The sequence below is a fragment of the Phycisphaeraceae bacterium genome, from assembly GCA_019454185.1.
In the GTDB taxonomy this organism is placed as follows: Bacteria; Planctomycetota; Phycisphaerae; order Phycisphaerales; family UBA1924; genus JAHBWV01.
In genome coordinates this window covers 2498465-2512445 of sequence record CP075368.1, presented here as the reverse complement: position 1 = coordinate 2512445, position 13981 = coordinate 2498465, and the positions used below count along the sequence as shown (strand labels likewise).

Here is a 13981-nt window from a genome sequence, read left to right as displayed (position 1 = left end):
GCCTCCAACGGGACGCGGGGGGCGGGACTGTAGAGAGATCGCGAACGAGTGGCAACATTCGGCCAGACCGCATGTTGCGGCACACTCTGCGGCGCGTCGGATGTCGAACTGAAGCGTGCGTCGTGTGGTCAGACTCAGAATGGCGCGCTACCCTCCTGTCCCCCTTGTCCCGGTGCTCAAGCGAGCACGGGAAAGCCGTCATAAGTCCATCACCCAACGGAGGTTCCGATGTCCGGTCTTATCCAGCCGCACGGCGGCAAGCTTGTGAATCGTGTCGTTGATGCCGGCCGCGCTGCGGAGTTGACGAAGGAGGCCGCAACGCTTCCCCGCATCAACCTCACCGCCAAGCAGTCGTGCGACCTCGAGCTCATCGCCAACGGCGGCTACTCGCCGCTCGAGGGCTTCATGGGATCGGACGACTTCCGCTCCGTCTGCACCTCGATGAAGCTGGCGAACGGGCAGGTCTGGTCGATCCCGATCCTTCTCTCCGTCGCCAAGGAGCAGGTCCCGGCGATCGGCTCTCGCGTCGCGCTGTACGCCCCGAACGGCGTGCTCCAGGGCGTGATGACCGTGAAGGAGTCGTTCCTTCACGACAAGAAGCTCGAGATCCCCAATGTCTTCCGCACCGAAGACTCGGCGCACCCCGGCGTTGCCCAGGTCCAGGCCGAGGGCGACCACTGCCTCGCGGGTCCCGTTGATGCCCTGACCCTCTGTGTCGATCCCAACGGCCCCGAGGCGTTCATGACCCAGCGTCTCACACCAGCCCAGGTCCGCGCCGAGTTCGAGAAACGCGGCTGGAAGACGGTCGTCGCGTTCCAGACACGCAACCCGATCCACCGTGCCCATGAGTATGTCTGCAAGTGCGCCCAGGAACTCTGCGACGGCCTTCTCATCCACCCGCTCGTCGGCGAGACAAAGAAGGGCGACATCACGGCTTCCGTCCGCATGCAGGCGATCGATGCTCTCGTCCAGAAGTACTTCAACCCCGCGACCACGATGGTCTCTGTCCTCCCCGCGGCCATGCGTTACGCAGGCCCGCGTGAGGCGATCCATCACGCCGTGATGCGGAAGAACTACGGCTGCTCCCACTTCATCGTCGGGCGCGACCACGCCGGCGTAGGCACCTACTACGGCACCTATGACGCGCAGAAGATCTTCGACGAGATCGACCTGATCGGCTTCGGCATGGGGATCATGAAGTTCGAGCACACCGGCTACAGCAAGTCGTACGGCGGCATGGTCTCCGGTAAGTCCTTCCCGAAGATCGAGGGCGACATCATCAACCTGTCGGGCACCGCAGTGCGCGACCTGCTCTTCAAGGGCGAGCGTCCCCCGGCGGAGTTCAGCCGCCCCGAGGTCGCCGATGTGCTCATCGCCGCCGCGAAGCGTGGCGATCTCTTCGTCGGCTGATCGCTGTATCTTCTTCGTCTGATAATCGATGCAGACCCCGGCACACCCGGGGTCTGTTTCATTTTGCGTTTCAAGAAGCAATCGACCAAGGTCGCCGATCAGCGAATGCGTCAAGGAGGGTGCGGTATCGCCGCACGAACGCGGATCCGAGCGGACCCGCCCATACACGAACACCTCACGGAGAGATTCACCATGCTTCGCGCCGTACTCGCCCTTGCCTGCTCGACACTCACCATGCCCGCACTCGCCGCAGACCTGTTCTCAAGCGAATCCCTGGGCGGCATGGTGCAGTCAATCGCGTTCTCGTTTGACCTTGACACAACCAGCTCTGACGCCGATGGTCTCACGGCAACGCTCTTCGCAGAGATGCCTCTGGCTGTCTCGTCACTCGCCGACACCACCGCCGGCACCGGCTCCGGGTCGGCCACGCTCCAGAGCTTTCGTTCGATGAACTCCGTCGAAGCTCACGGCTCCGCACTCGCCAGCGCGTTCAGCACAAGCGACGGCGGTGCGGGCTCTGACGCCATCGTCCAGTTCTCCTTCGCCTTTGTTCTCACAGCTGGCGCGGATTACGCGCTCGATTGGGATCTCGCCTCCGGCGGCATGCTTGTGCCCGGCACCGCGATGATCACCCTCTCCGGTCCGGGTGGACTCGTCTTCTCGCAGCCCATGGACACTTTCGGTTCCATGAGCGGCACCGCTTCAGGTGCGCTCCCCTCGGGCGCATACACCTTGTACGCCATGGCACAGGCCAGTGCCAGCGCGGGTGCCTCTGGCGCAGATGGCAACGATGCATCCTTCGGGCTTGTGTTCTCGGTCGTTCCCGCACCGGGCGCCCTCGGGCTCCTCTCTCTGTCGATGCTCGCTGCCCCGCGCCGCCGTCGCTGAGCGGCATCTCCAGTGCATATTGGATCAGTGAGACCACCGGGTTCTGCCCGGTGGTTTGCCATTGGCACCAGATCTCAGCATTCGTTGCAACCCGCGGGGGGGCATGGGCGAACAAGGGGTCAATCAGAGGTCTGGGGGATTCACCCCGGCCTGTCTCGTTTTTCATCTCGTGGGGCTCTACTGCGGCGACGCAAGGTGCTGTGCCGTGCGCGGTAGTCGGAAAGGATGGCCGAGATGAGCTCACCGATCACGTGGATCGCGTCATACCCGAAATCGGGAAATACCTGGGTCAGATTTCTCCTCCACCAGTACTTCTTCGGTCAGATCTCCACCAGCGCGGACATCGACGCATCAATACCGGATGTACACGTTCGAGCGACCACGTTCGAGGGCGAGCGTATCGGCGACATGATGCTCGCCAAGACGCACCACCGGCTCACTTCCACGATGCCGTACAGGGATCGCACCGTCGGCGCCATCTACATCGTCCGTCATCCGTGCGATGTGATCTGGTCTGCGCTCAATTACACGCGGCTCATCTCAACCTCTGAGGTCGCGGAGCGCATCAGCCCGGAGGGCTACATGCGAAACTTCATCCGGCTCGGGGGTGATCCGTTGTACCTCCAGTTCGGCTTCGGCTCTCTGCTGGAACACGCCGGCTCCTGGTGCTCTCATCCGACACTCCGAGTTCATGTCGTCCGATACGAAGACCTCCGCCTTGATGCCGGGCAAGAGCTCGCATCCATGCTTGAGTTTCTCGGCCACACGCCGGATCCCGAGCGCGTCAGTGCCGCGGTCGATGCCTCTTCCTTCGACCGCCTGCGCTCTCTCGAGTGCCAGGAGAAGGTCTCCGGCGTCTCTTCCACCGTCTTCGCGGGCGGCGCATCCAGCGTTCGCACGGGTCGGCTCTTCATGAACGCCGCGACGCTCGGCAGGTCGCTGGACGAGATCGCTCCCGGGCTCGATGAGCTCGCCGAGGAGCGATTCAGTTGGCTCCTCAACAAGTTCGGGTATGAACCACGCGCCGATCTGCGTCGGCAGCGCTCGAACGCGAGCTGAGCTCTCGTGACGGCACTGTGCACGACGCGTTGCAAAGCAAGAAACAAGGGACCGTGTCGAGTGATCGGCACGGTCCCTTGCACTTTGGGAGGCAGTGTGTGGTTTCTCAGTCCAGTGGCTCACACGCGACGGCGACGTGCGCCGAGCAGGCCCGCAGCGCCAAGGACAGCGAGTGATCCGGGCGCGGGCACTCGGTCGATCCGGATGTTGTCGAATCCGACCTCCCAGAAGTTGAACCCGTAGAAGTACCCGGGCACGAAGGTCGTGATGCGCACATCGTCAACCGACGCGAGAACATCGGCATAGGTGCGCCCGTCCGGCAGGCGAAGCTCGCCGGTCTCGGAATCCTCATACCCCGTGCCGGCCCACCCCGGGGGCAGGAACGCGGAAGTCGGATCGGGGATCGTGAACGTCCTGGTCTGCCACCCGGCGCCCTCGGTCGGCAGACTGCCGCCGATGAGGTAGACACTCACATCATCCTCGAAGTCATTCGGATCGCCAATGTCGGTGAGCTGGAGCACGAGCGGGAAGTACGAGGGAGAGATTCGGTTCCCGAAGAAGTTGCGGAGCGCGAAGGTACGGACATCGACCTGCACACGCAGCGCGCCGCCGTGCCGCGAGACGTCGCCGATCAGCGGATTCGATGCGTCGGTGTTCGAGAGGTGTGCGCCCCAGAACGTGTCGAAGGGGATGCCCATGTAGCGGCCGGTCTCGAGGCCGGAGAAGATCATGTCGTTCCCGTTGACAAGCCACCCTTGGTAATCCGCACCCTCGAAGTTCTCGGTGTGCAGGACAGGTCCGGCAAGTGCCAAAGCCGGGAACGTCCCAACCGCCGCCAACGTCGCCATCAATCTCAGATTCATGCGCGTAACTCCTTCAGGAATGTGGTCTTCCGCGATATGTGTGTGCGATCGGAATCCCATCCGATCCGCGTGGCCGCGCCCTTCGAGAGCGCGGTTTTGTACGTCCTTCCGAGAAAGTACACCAAGTGTTGCAGTTTTCAAGGAAGTTTCCCAGAAACTTTTGAAAGACGTTGCTTTCTGCTCGGTTCGCTGTGATACTGGGTGCTGGAAGGCCTTCTGACCAGCAATGTGATCAGATTATCCAAATAATGTCCAATCAAAATCCTATCAATGCCCAAGAACATGAGCCCGAGCCACAGGCGCTCGAAGCTCGTATCACTTTGGTGGGAAAGGACATCCTCGCTTCGATCGGGCGCGTGATCGAGTCCGTACCCCGGGGGAAGCCCGGGCCACAGGCACTTGCGGATCAGCTCGGGCTCGACAAGGTTCTCGCTAGTCGTGTGCTCAAGGCCACGCGCAGCCGCGACCCGATCACCGCGACCCACCGGATGCCCGGTCCCGAGCCGCTGAGGCGGCTCGTCAGGGCGGCGGAGGCCCAGGGCGTCGGGGCATCGATCATCTCCGATGCCCACCGCGCGATCGATGCGTTCGAGCATCTGATCCGCCAGGGCGCAGGCGATCGCAGCACCCTCGACGCGATCGTGTCGGCGTGGGTCCCCGAGGCACGCCGCGAGTTCGAGCTTCGCCGCAAGCAGGCCGCGTTCAAGGCCATGAGCCAGTTGAAGGGTGTCCAGAGCGAGGCCATTGTCGCGACGGTGATCCTGTGGCCGAGCCATGACGCCGCACGCATGGATGTCGTTTGGCTCAACGGGCTCGTCGGCGTGCATCGCGTGAGGCCGAACGCGCCGGTCAAGCTCTCGACCCGCAAACTGAGCGGCGGGCCCGATGCGCGCCTCCCCGTCTCGCTCGACAGCATCGCTGTCGAGAACGCCGAGGGCCTGCTGCTTCCGGCATTCTGTTCTGAGCCCCTGCCGCGGATGACTGCGACACGGGCCGGCAACGCCGTTCATTACGCGCTCTGCGATGACGGCTTCGGGCCGTCGACCGCGGCGGATCTGTTTTTCGCAGAGGTGAATCGAGCCGAGTTGCCACGCGCCGTTCCGGCGGGCTCGGGTCGAAAGCGATACTTCTTCGCCGAAGCGTCGATGCCGGCGAAGGCGATGCAGTTCGACGTGCTGATCCATGAGTCTCTTGATACGTCGCGCCCGTGGCTCCGCCTGTACGACACGGCTTTCGAGGGTGTCGCCAACGTCAACGATCCTGCGCGCGATGCGGACATCCTCGACATGGCCGAGACGATCGAGCCCCTCGGGGCCGGCGTCTCGCGGTTCCGATCGTCCGACGCGCCGGCCTACATCGAGCTCCTCAGGCACGCATGTACCCGCCTCGGGTACGACGGAGCCGCCCTCCGCGGCTATCGCTGCCGCGTTGACTTTCCCGTGTACGGCTCGCAGATCACCATGGTCTTCGATCCCCCGGTCGAGAACCCGCCCCGAGAGTCCCTCTGACCATGGGGTAAGTTCCCCGGAGAGAGCTCTCATTCATCTGATCAGGACTTTCGGCATTCGCGTTCCCGGCAACCGCTGGTATCCTCGCACGAATGGGCGGGATCATCGGAGGATGCCGGATGAGCACGATCGCACGGGCTTGGCTCTGTTTCTTGGTGGTCACGCAGATCACGTGTGCCACCGTCGCGCAGATCCCGACGACGATCCCGTGGCACCCCGGAACGTTCGAGGAAGCCGCGGCGGAGGCGCGTCAGAAGCGGCGCCTGCTTGTGGTCTTCATGCGCGGTCCCGATCGCGCCGGTGAGGACGCATTCGACAAAGTCGAGAACCACACGCTGATGAATCGCTCTCTCCAACAGTGGATCCAGTGGCACGCCGTGCTCACGCAGGTGCGATACGAAGAAGACCCGGGATTCTTCGACGCGCTGGAGTCACGGGTCGGCACCCCGGCGGGCCCGGCGAAGAACGTCAGCGGCCAGTTCGACATGCGCCGGGATCCATACTTCATCGTCTTCCGCGATGGGAAGTACGAAGAGGCGTTCCCTCGACCGTACCTGCTGATGAACATCGCTCTCACGCCGCGGGACAGACGCTCGACCGTGCCGGACAAGTACGATCAGGACATGCGCGACCCGCTCCGTGGCCGGTATCACTGGATCCGCGGGATCCAGGGACTCTCGCCGCCTCTCGAGCCGCTGTCAGACGGCGCGTACATCAAGCCGATGGAACTGTTGCTGCAATTAGACATCTACCTTGATCGGCTTCGCGCCAGAGAACCCGTGTGGGTCGGACACCACGACCGACTGAACCCGCCGCCCCCCGCACCGAACCAGGCTCTTTTCTCCAAGGTCTCGGACCCGGACGGGGACGCGTGGCCACCTGCGGGCAGCGATCCGGGGCTCTGGTCGTCTCTGATACAGGCCAGGGAAGAGGCGAGAACGGGTGACCAGCGTCTGGCGACGGGTATCTACACGTGGCTCTGGGAGTCGGGCACACGATCCTCGCCATGGCTCGCCCCGCTGCGCCGCACCATCGTGGCGTCGGAGATGCGAGATCTTGGGCTGGCGCGGGCCGGCTCGCGATCTCGGTTCGAGCGCATGCACATTCACGCCGGGGAGCGCTACGCATGGGCGGACTTCATCGAACGCTGGGACTGGATCATTCTCGGAGAGATCAACGACAATGTCTTCGACCTGATCACAGAGCTTGACTACTCGCTCAACGATCCGGATGAGGGGTCCGTTGCGTCCACCACCGAGCAGTCCGGCCTCCGTCTGCTCGGACAACGCTCTCCCTGGCTCGACGTCTGGAGCGTCAACCCGGACGATGTGAAGCGACTCGACGCCATCCGTGCGCTGGAACGACAGAAGCGGGCGCCGCGCGCCACGGCCGAAGAATGGGATGCCCTCGTCGAGTTCCGGCGCGCCGTTCTGCTCTCCGAGGCCTGTCGTATACACGTCGCGTTGCTTCGCAAACGCGATGATGCACAGGCGATGCGCATCGCCAACGATCTCATCAAAGCCGATGCCGACGGCACGGCGCGGCTCGCCCTTGCTTCCATGGCGTGGGCCGCGGGCCTCGCAGACACCCGCCACGTCACATGGGTGAACGAGGCAGTCGCACTCGGAGCCGACGACCATGGTCTAAGAGCGTTTATCGTGGTGCCGACCGGGGGCCCTGGCTCAGTGCCGACAGGAAACCGATGATGCGATCCGTCGCCATCTTCTGCTCCATCGCGGTTCTTCTCCTCGCGGCTTGTACGCAAGCACTCGCACAGCCGTCCATACCCGATCCGTTCTTCAAGGGTTCCTTCGCCGATGCAGACCAGCTCGCACGCGAACAGAAGCGTCTGCACCTCGTCTACCTCGATGCCGAAATCGGTGCGTTGAAGAAGGCGGAGGAGCGGCTCTGGGGCAACCGAACGCTCGGACACTGGATCCAGTGGCACGCCGTGCTCAGCCGCGTGTCTGCGAGCGAGAATCCCGAACTCTTCAGCATCTTCGAGAGCGGCCTGCGATCGCGCGGCAGAAGCTCACGCGAGGAGTTGATCGTCATCGTGCTGCGAGACGGGGAGACCGAGGCGGTCATACCGCAGTTCAAGCCGCTCAGGATGCGGATGCCCGATCCCGATGAGGGTCGCTTGAGCACAAAGCCAACGGAGGTGCTGTTTCAGGCAAACTTCGTGCTCGAGAAGCTCGCATCGACCAACCCGGTCTGGCACATGTGGCACGAGACAAAGAACCCGCCCCCGCCCGCACCGTCACGCGTCTGGTTCTCTCGTCTGGAGGACGCGAACGCCTCAATCTGTGACGGGCCCGCAGAGGGCCAGAGTGTTCTCTCCATGCTTGTCGAGGCCCGCGCCCAGGTCGCCCGAGACGAACTCCACGAGGCGACCGGCACGTACACATGGCTCTGGGAGAATCTGGACGTGGGTCGCCCCTGGCTCATGCCGCTCCGTCGCACCATCATCGCTGCGGAGATGGCGAAACTCACGCCCAGACGCGCGGGAAGCCGCGCCCGTTTCGTCGCGATGCGCGACGACCTTGTCGCACGCGATGCGTGGGCCGATCTTCCGGATCAGCTCGATCGATACATCATGGACGAGGTCGTCGGCGAGGTCGAGCAGTCCTTGATGGAGATCGACTACTCGATCAATGATCCCGACGAGGGCTCGCTGATCCCCATGCACCAGAAACGCGGGCTAGAACTCATCTCCGTTTCCATCCCCATCACCGATCTGCGAAAGGTCGGCGCGGAGCAGAGAAGCCGTGTCGCGCGGCTCCCCGGGCTGATGGGGCAGCGTGTGCAGGGGCAGGCCACCGCAGAAGAGTGGGGGACGCTCATCGAACTCCGCCGGCAGATCCTTCTCATTGAGGTCTGTCGTGTGCATCTCGCCGCACTCCGCGATGGAAACCAGAGCGAGGCCGCGAGCATCGCGACGGGCATGATCAAGACGGACGCCGACGGCTCGGTGCGGCTCGCCCTTGCTTCCATGGCATGGGCCGCGGGCCTCGCCGACGCCCGCCACATCGCCTGGACCAAAGAGGCGATCGCTCTGGGCGCAGACGATGCCGGGCTCTTGCACCTGCTCGAGCCGCCGCCCCCCTCGCATCCCAGCCCTTGATGCGACTCGGTCGGTACTCACCGGGTGTCAGTTGGCAAGCAGCGCGAACGCGATCCCGATGCAGGCGTGCAGCGTGAACACTCCGCCGAGGCACATCAGAGCCCACCGCCATTGGATCCGGCGTGTCTGGAACGCCCACCTCCGACGCAATCGCACGATGCGCAGCACGCACGCCAGACTCGCGATCGCGAGCGTCATGAACATGCCCACCACCGCGTATGGCAGCCAGATCGGGGGCGGATTCGCGATCATCACCACTGTGAGAACCGTGGCCACCACACCGTCGAAACCAGCCGCCATCGCGAACGACACGATCGCCAGCACCCAGGGACCGATGCTCAGGTTCTCAGATGTCACACCAAGCGACAGCGGCGCGTTGCACTCCGGACACGCCTGATGCAACAGCCCGCGCAGGTTGTAGCCGCACACCGGGCACGCGGCATCGTTCGACGCGAGAAACTCGCGGAGCATCCGTGCCCGTCCGGCGTCTGTAGCCCCGTCGGATTGTCCCCTCCCTGCGTCGCCCATCACATCGCTGGCGCGAGCCGCGGCGACTGGTACATCCACGTCCGGAGTGTCTTCGATCGATCTGCCCACGCAAGCACCCTACGGCCCCGTCGAATCCCGGGTTCGGACTTCCTCTCGCAGCTCCGATCACGCGTTCAATGCCACAACCACCGATATCGGCATGTGCGAGCGGGTTGTATTCGGCCCTCGCCCGGAACTCAACCCCCAGAATCGCCGAATCTATGTCCGCTCGCTTGAACCGGCATCGAGGTGCCAGGTACCGCTTTGCGAGCGTCCACGATCGGAGCATCCAGCCGCGATGGCAAGCAGTGCCGCATCACGACCAGCAACGAGCCGCGCGGGCTTTACGCTCATCGAACTCCTGGTCGTCATCGCGATCCTCGCGATCCTGATCGGGATTCTGATCCCCTCTCTCGGCAGCGCGCGCCAGACCTCTCGCTCCCTCCTCTGCCTTTCGAATCTCCGCCAGCTCTCCCTCGGCTGGAGCATGTACGCTGATGACAACCGAGATGTCATGGTCCCGGGCCGCGCGCCGAACCTCCCGGGCGGTGCGGCCAATCCGGCGAATGTCTACGACATCGGGAACGGACAGAAGTTCCGGCCGACATGGATCGCCCGAATCGGCGGCTATGTCGGTGTCTACGCCTTCGCCGATCCCTCTCCCGAGGACGGGCGCCAGGACTTCGACAACCCCGTCTACGTCTGCCCGGTTACTCCTGAGTGGCGGGACGAGCGGAACGGTTCCTACGGGTACAACTACCAGTTCCTCGGCAACTCGCGCGTCACCGCCGAACGCTACCACAACTTCCCGGTGCCGCGCTCGTTGATTCAGGACTTCTCACAAACGGTGATGGCTGCGGACTGCCTCGGCACCGCCGCGGGATACGCCGCCGTTGAGCGCATGGCCTATGACAACGACGGACGAGAAGAACGCGCGGTTGGGAACGAGGGCTTCAACCTCGATCCTCCCCGCCTGACCGACAGGAGCGACAAGACCTCGACGCATCGTTCCGCCGTTGATCCACGCCATATGCGCCGCACCAATGTTGTGTTTCTGGACACCCATGCGAGAACGATCGATCTCACAGAGCTCGGGTACGCGGCACACGGCGACGGCCGATTCGTGGATCAGGCCGAGGGCTCTCTGGTTCCCGACAACCGGTACTTCAGCGGCCGCGTGAGCGACAAAGATCCGCCCGACCTGCCGACGGGTGGGTGAACGCAGCGTCCGTGATTGACAAATACCGGGCCTTCGGCTCGAATACACCCATGCTGAAATACCTTGCTGTGTGGGTGCTGCTGCTGGTTTCTGGCTGTGCTGCTCCTCCGCCTGTAGCTGTTCAAGAATGGCCTTTGACGAAGCTTCCGGAACAGCAAGCGGGGCCGATGACAGGTCGTATCGTGCGGCTGGGAATATCGAGGAACATCGATTTCACAAAGCAGTCGCTTGAGGGAAGACTTCACGTAGTCGGCGAGTTGGAGACGGAACGGGTGTCAGTCTTCACATTCGACGACGCGATCGCGATCGACGATGTGCTGGATCAAAGCGGCAGATCGATGCTGATCGAGGGGTCAAAGGCGCGATCGAAGATGACGATCGATACTCCGGGCACGCGCCTGCAGTTTGAAACCGGTCTCTACCGAAAGGCCCCCAACGGATCTGTGGCATCTATGGGAGGGCACGCCATGATCGATCCGGACCCGAACCGCCGGGTGGCGACGATCCGGCTTCGAATGGGTGCGACGCGGGCGAAACGGATGGAGTCTTTCGATGTTCCGCTTGCCGAAGGCGCCGCCTCGGGCGAATACCGCCAACTGACACCAGAGGCTCATCTGGCTGTGTTCAAGGCGGAACTGGACAAGCACCAGAATCTGAAGACTGATCTTTGCCTGTGGCTTCACAACTCGATCGACATTCGTACGGTCTATCCGCTTGTTACGGCGGCAGAGCCATCCCCGAAGCCGCAGGGCAGCCCGCCTCGGGAGGGATTGGGAGAGCCCAAACCCAACGGAAATGACTCGTACCTGCCTCCCTTTCTTTACGCGATCGAGACACTCGACGAACATGGTCGCGTGCTCGACTACAAGACGCAACTCCCGCCCCAGACAGACCACTGGACCGGCGACTACATTCGCGTACAGCACACGTTCAAGCCGCTCGCGGGCGCCGGGCCTCCGGTCATGCTGCGTGTTCGCCTCATCACCGAGATTGAGTACCTTGAGGTTCCCTTCGTCTTCGAAGGTCTCTTGGAGGGTGGGCAGAAACCGTAACTCGAATCGTTACGTCGCCCGATTCCCCCTATACCACTCAATCGTCCGCTTCAGCCCTTCCTCGAACGGCATCTGGGCCCGCCACCCCATCAACGCGAACGCTCGCTCGGTATCCAGGCACCTGCGCGGCTGGCCGTCCGGCTTCGTCGGGTCCCACCGCAGCTCACCCTTGAACCCCGTCAGCTTCGCGATCAGCTCCACCAGGTTCTTGATCGTGATCTCGAAGTTCGTCCCCAGGTTGATCGGCGTCGGGTCGTCCATCTTCTCCGCAGCCGTCACGATCCCGCTCGCGGCATCGTCCACATACAAGAACTCGCGCGAGGCCGATCCAGTCCCCCAACAGTCGATATGCCCCGCCTTGCTGTCGATCGCCTCGACCTGCTTCCTGATGAGCGCGGGGATCACGTGGCTTGAGTTCAGGTCAAAGTTGTCGTGAGGCCCGTACAGGTTCACCGGCAAGACAAACGTCGACTTCATCCCGTACTGCAGCTTGTACGCGTCCAGCATCTGCCACGCCGCCTTCTTCGCGACGCCGTACGGCGCGTTCGTCACCTCCGGATACCCGTTCCACAGGTTCTCTTCCTTGAACGGGATCGGCGTCAGGTTCGGGTACGCGCAGATCGTTCCCGTCTGCACGAACTTCCCACCCCGCTCGATCAACCCATCCAGCCGCGCCTGCTCGATCAGATGCAGTGCCATCGCCATGTTGGCGTAGAAGTACCGCCCCGGGTTGGCCCGATTGGCCCCGATCCCGCCGACCTCCGCAGCCAAGTGGATCACCATGTCCGCCTTCGCGCCCCGGAACGCCTCGCGGTACAGCCGTTGGCAGTCGGCCTGCTCCGTCAGGTCAAAGTCCTTCCGACGCGGCACAAAGATGTTCTGGTCCGGAACGCCCCTGGCCTTCAGCTGTCCGAGCACATGGCGCCCGAGAAACCCGGCTCCTCCCGTGACGATAACCTTGGTGCTCTGCCAGTTGACCATGTGTCTCTCTCCGGTCCGATGTTGAGCTGCGTGCCTCGTGTGTCGCGACTGAAAGCCCGTCCATCGGTAGGGTTTCGGTCGATCAGATTCGTCAGGTGAGGAGAATAGGCCTGAAGCTCGATCGCGCCATCCAGCACTGGATCTCCCGGCTCAGCATCCTCATCGCCCTCGCGGCATGCTCCATTGTCGTTGCATGGGCTATCGGCCGGACGGTCAGCGACCGCTACCTCTGGACCCAGTATCTCGCGTGGATCCCGACGGTCCTAGCGCTCCCCGCGTCGTTTGTCACGCTCGTTCTCTCGAGCGCGGTCTCGCTTCTGGACGAGGGGGCCGACCGGCTCACGCCGTACGCGTTGGACAGGCGCCGACGAAAGCGCAGGATCGCGGCCTTCGTCCGTGCCGCCGGCTGGCTCGGCGTCGCCTGCATGGCCTGGACGCTGCTGATGCACGATCTCAACCTCGGCGCACGTCGCACGCGCACAGCCGCGCCGGTCGGGAATGTCGATCGCTTCACAGCCGTCTACTGGAATCTGGCGAACTGGCCCTCCGAACGCGCGGTCGATCTTGTGCGAGTCCACAAGCCGACGCTGGCTCTGCTCGCGAACGCGGGGTACGACCTCGATCGCGAGGAGCTCCGCGCACGCATCGGATCTGGTGCTGAGTTGCTCGAAGCGGGTCCGTTCGTCGTCGTCTCAACGCCCACCATTGCCGCATGGGGGATCACCTCGCTCGGCTTCAAGGGCGTGCGTCTTCGCTCAGAGGGTCAGCCGGAAGACGTGCGCATCGATCCCGGCCGCGCGATGTGGATCGCCCTCGACATCGGCCTGACTGTTGACGACGCACCGAAGCCCTTCATCGTCTGGATTCTGGACCTTCCCTCCGACATCCGGCTCTCACGACGCATGGTCGCGGAGAGCACGCGCCGGCAGCTTCTCACTTGGCAGGGCACGGTCTTTCGAAGGGTGTCGGCAGAGTCGGACTCGACGCAGACGCGTTCACCGAGCAACGGCTATCGCGCGGACACCTCACTGGCCATACAGGGATTCCCGGATCCCGATCTCATCATTGGAGACTTCAACATCCCGCGTGGCAGCCGCTCGCTCGACACGCTCACCAACGGCCCGGGTTGGCAGACTCGCGATGCGTTCAGACAAGCCGGGATCGGCTACGCCGCGACATGGCCGCTCAGCACGCCGCTCTGGCATATCGATCAGGCGTTCCTCGCGCCGTGGCTCCGCGCTACGTCGTATCGCGTGATCAACCCTCGCAAGGGGCTTCACTGGATGCAGGTGGTCGAGTTCGGCGCGGGTGGCTAGACGTGGCCGCAACCTCACACCTCTGGCCGATCA

At 63.5% G+C, this 13981-nt stretch carries 12 protein-coding genes; 9 read left to right on the top strand and 3 right to left on the bottom strand.

Going from position 1 to position 13981, the window contains the following annotated elements:
* The first annotated feature begins 228 nt into the window (after window positions 1-228).
* The 3 genes from sat (at window position 229) to KF838_10700 (ending at window position 3357) form a co-directional block, all read left to right on the top strand.
* Window positions 229-1410 carry a sulfate adenylyltransferase gene (sat, locus tag KF838_10710; GenBank protein ID QYK47249.1) on the top strand — a complete coding sequence of 394 codons (1182 nt, stop codon included), beginning with the start codon at window positions 229-231 and terminating at the stop codon, window positions 1408-1410.
* Window positions 1411-1602: 192 nt separating this feature from the next.
* Window positions 1603-2298 (top strand): hypothetical protein, encoded by a 696-nt coding sequence (locus KF838_10705; protein ID QYK47248.1) that lies wholly within the window; start codon window positions 1603-1605, stop codon window positions 2296-2298.
* A gap of 234 nt (window positions 2299-2532) precedes the next feature.
* A complete protein-coding gene (locus KF838_10700; GenBank protein ID QYK47247.1) occupies window positions 2533-3357 on the top strand; it encodes a sulfotransferase domain-containing protein in 825 nt (274 codons plus the stop codon).
* 119 nt (window positions 3358-3476) lie between these two features.
* Here KF838_10700 and KF838_10695 read toward each other — a convergent pair whose 3' ends face one another.
* Window positions 3477-4220 (bottom strand): hypothetical protein, encoded by a 744-nt coding sequence (locus KF838_10695; GenBank protein QYK47246.1) that lies wholly within the window; start codon window positions 4218-4220, stop codon window positions 3477-3479.
* Window positions 4221-4543: 323 nt separating this feature from the next.
* On the opposite strand from KF838_10695, the gene KF838_10690 reads away from it, so the two are divergent.
* The 3 genes from KF838_10690 to KF838_10680 all read left to right on the top strand — a co-directional run bounded on the left by KF838_10690 (window position 4544) and on the right by KF838_10680 (window position 8852).
* Window positions 4544-5728: a hypothetical protein gene (locus tag KF838_10690; GenBank protein QYK47245.1), complete on the top strand. Its 1185-nt coding sequence runs from the start codon at window positions 4544-4546 to the stop codon at window positions 5726-5728.
* 119 nt (window positions 5729-5847) lie between these two features.
* Complete coding sequence (locus KF838_10685; protein ID QYK47244.1) at window positions 5848-7434, top strand: hypothetical protein; 1587 nt, start codon at window positions 5848-5850, stop codon at window positions 7432-7434.
* Window positions 7431-8852, top strand: a complete 1422-nt coding sequence (locus KF838_10680) for a hypothetical protein (GenBank protein QYK47243.1) — start codon at window positions 7431-7433, stop codon at window positions 8850-8852. The genes KF838_10685 and KF838_10680 overlap by 4 nt, the downstream gene beginning before the upstream one ends.
* 27 nt (window positions 8853-8879) lie before the next feature.
* Here the strand turns inward: KF838_10680 and KF838_10675 are convergent, their stop codons facing one another.
* Window positions 8880-9419 carry a hypothetical protein gene (locus KF838_10675; protein ID QYK47242.1) on the bottom strand — a complete coding sequence of 180 codons (540 nt, stop codon included), beginning with the start codon at window positions 9417-9419 and terminating at the stop codon, window positions 8880-8882.
* Between the two features lie 259 nt (window positions 9420-9678).
* Here KF838_10675 and KF838_10670 point away from each other — a divergent pair, with 259 nt between their 5' ends.
* On the top strand, window positions 9679-10599 hold the full coding sequence (locus KF838_10670; GenBank protein ID QYK47241.1) for a prepilin-type N-terminal cleavage/methylation domain-containing protein: 921 nt from the start codon (window positions 9679-9681) through the stop codon (window positions 10597-10599).
* A gap of 272 nt (window positions 10600-10871) precedes the next feature.
* Entirely contained in the window at window positions 10872-11651 is a 780-nt protein-coding gene (locus tag KF838_10665; GenBank protein ID QYK47240.1) for a hypothetical protein, read from the top strand.
* Between the two features lie 9 nt (window positions 11652-11660).
* Here KF838_10665 and KF838_10660 read toward each other — a convergent pair whose 3' ends face one another.
* A complete protein-coding gene (locus KF838_10660; GenBank protein ID QYK47239.1) occupies window positions 11661-12632 on the bottom strand; it encodes a GDP-L-fucose synthase in 972 nt (323 codons plus the stop codon).
* 95 nt (window positions 12633-12727) lie between these two features.
* Here KF838_10660 and KF838_10655 point away from each other — a divergent pair, with 95 nt between their 5' ends.
* Complete coding sequence (locus tag KF838_10655) at window positions 12728-13948, top strand: hypothetical protein (protein QYK47238.1); 1221 nt, start codon at window positions 12728-12730, stop codon at window positions 13946-13948.
* Window positions 13949-13981 lie beyond the last annotated feature (33 nt).

What these genes read in the sequence shown, in the direction of transcription:
- sat (QYK47249.1), top strand. Translation starts at nt 229, where the DNA reads ATGTCCGGTCTTATCCAGCCGCACGGCGGCAAGCTTGTGAATCGTGTC.
- KF838_10705 (QYK47248.1), top strand. Translation starts at nt 1,603, where the DNA reads ATGCTTCGCGCCGTACTCGCCCTTGCCTGCTCGACACTCACCATGCCC.
- KF838_10700 (QYK47247.1), top strand. Translation starts at nt 2,533, where the DNA reads ATGAGCTCACCGATCACGTGGATCGCGTCATACCCGAAATCGGGAAAT.
- KF838_10695 (QYK47246.1), bottom strand. Translation starts at nt 4,220, where the DNA reads ATGAATCTGAGATTGATGGCGACGTTGGCGGCGGTTGGGACGTTCCCG.
- KF838_10685 (QYK47244.1), top strand. Translation starts at nt 5,848, where the DNA reads ATGAGCACGATCGCACGGGCTTGGCTCTGTTTCTTGGTGGTCACGCAG.
- KF838_10680 (QYK47243.1), top strand. Translation starts at nt 7,431, where the DNA reads ATGATGCGATCCGTCGCCATCTTCTGCTCCATCGCGGTTCTTCTCCTC.
- KF838_10670 (QYK47241.1), top strand. Translation starts at nt 9,679, where the DNA reads ATGGCAAGCAGTGCCGCATCACGACCAGCAACGAGCCGCGCGGGCTTT.
- KF838_10660 (QYK47239.1), bottom strand. Translation starts at nt 12,632, where the DNA reads ATGGTCAACTGGCAGAGCACCAAGGTTATCGTCACGGGAGGAGCCGGG.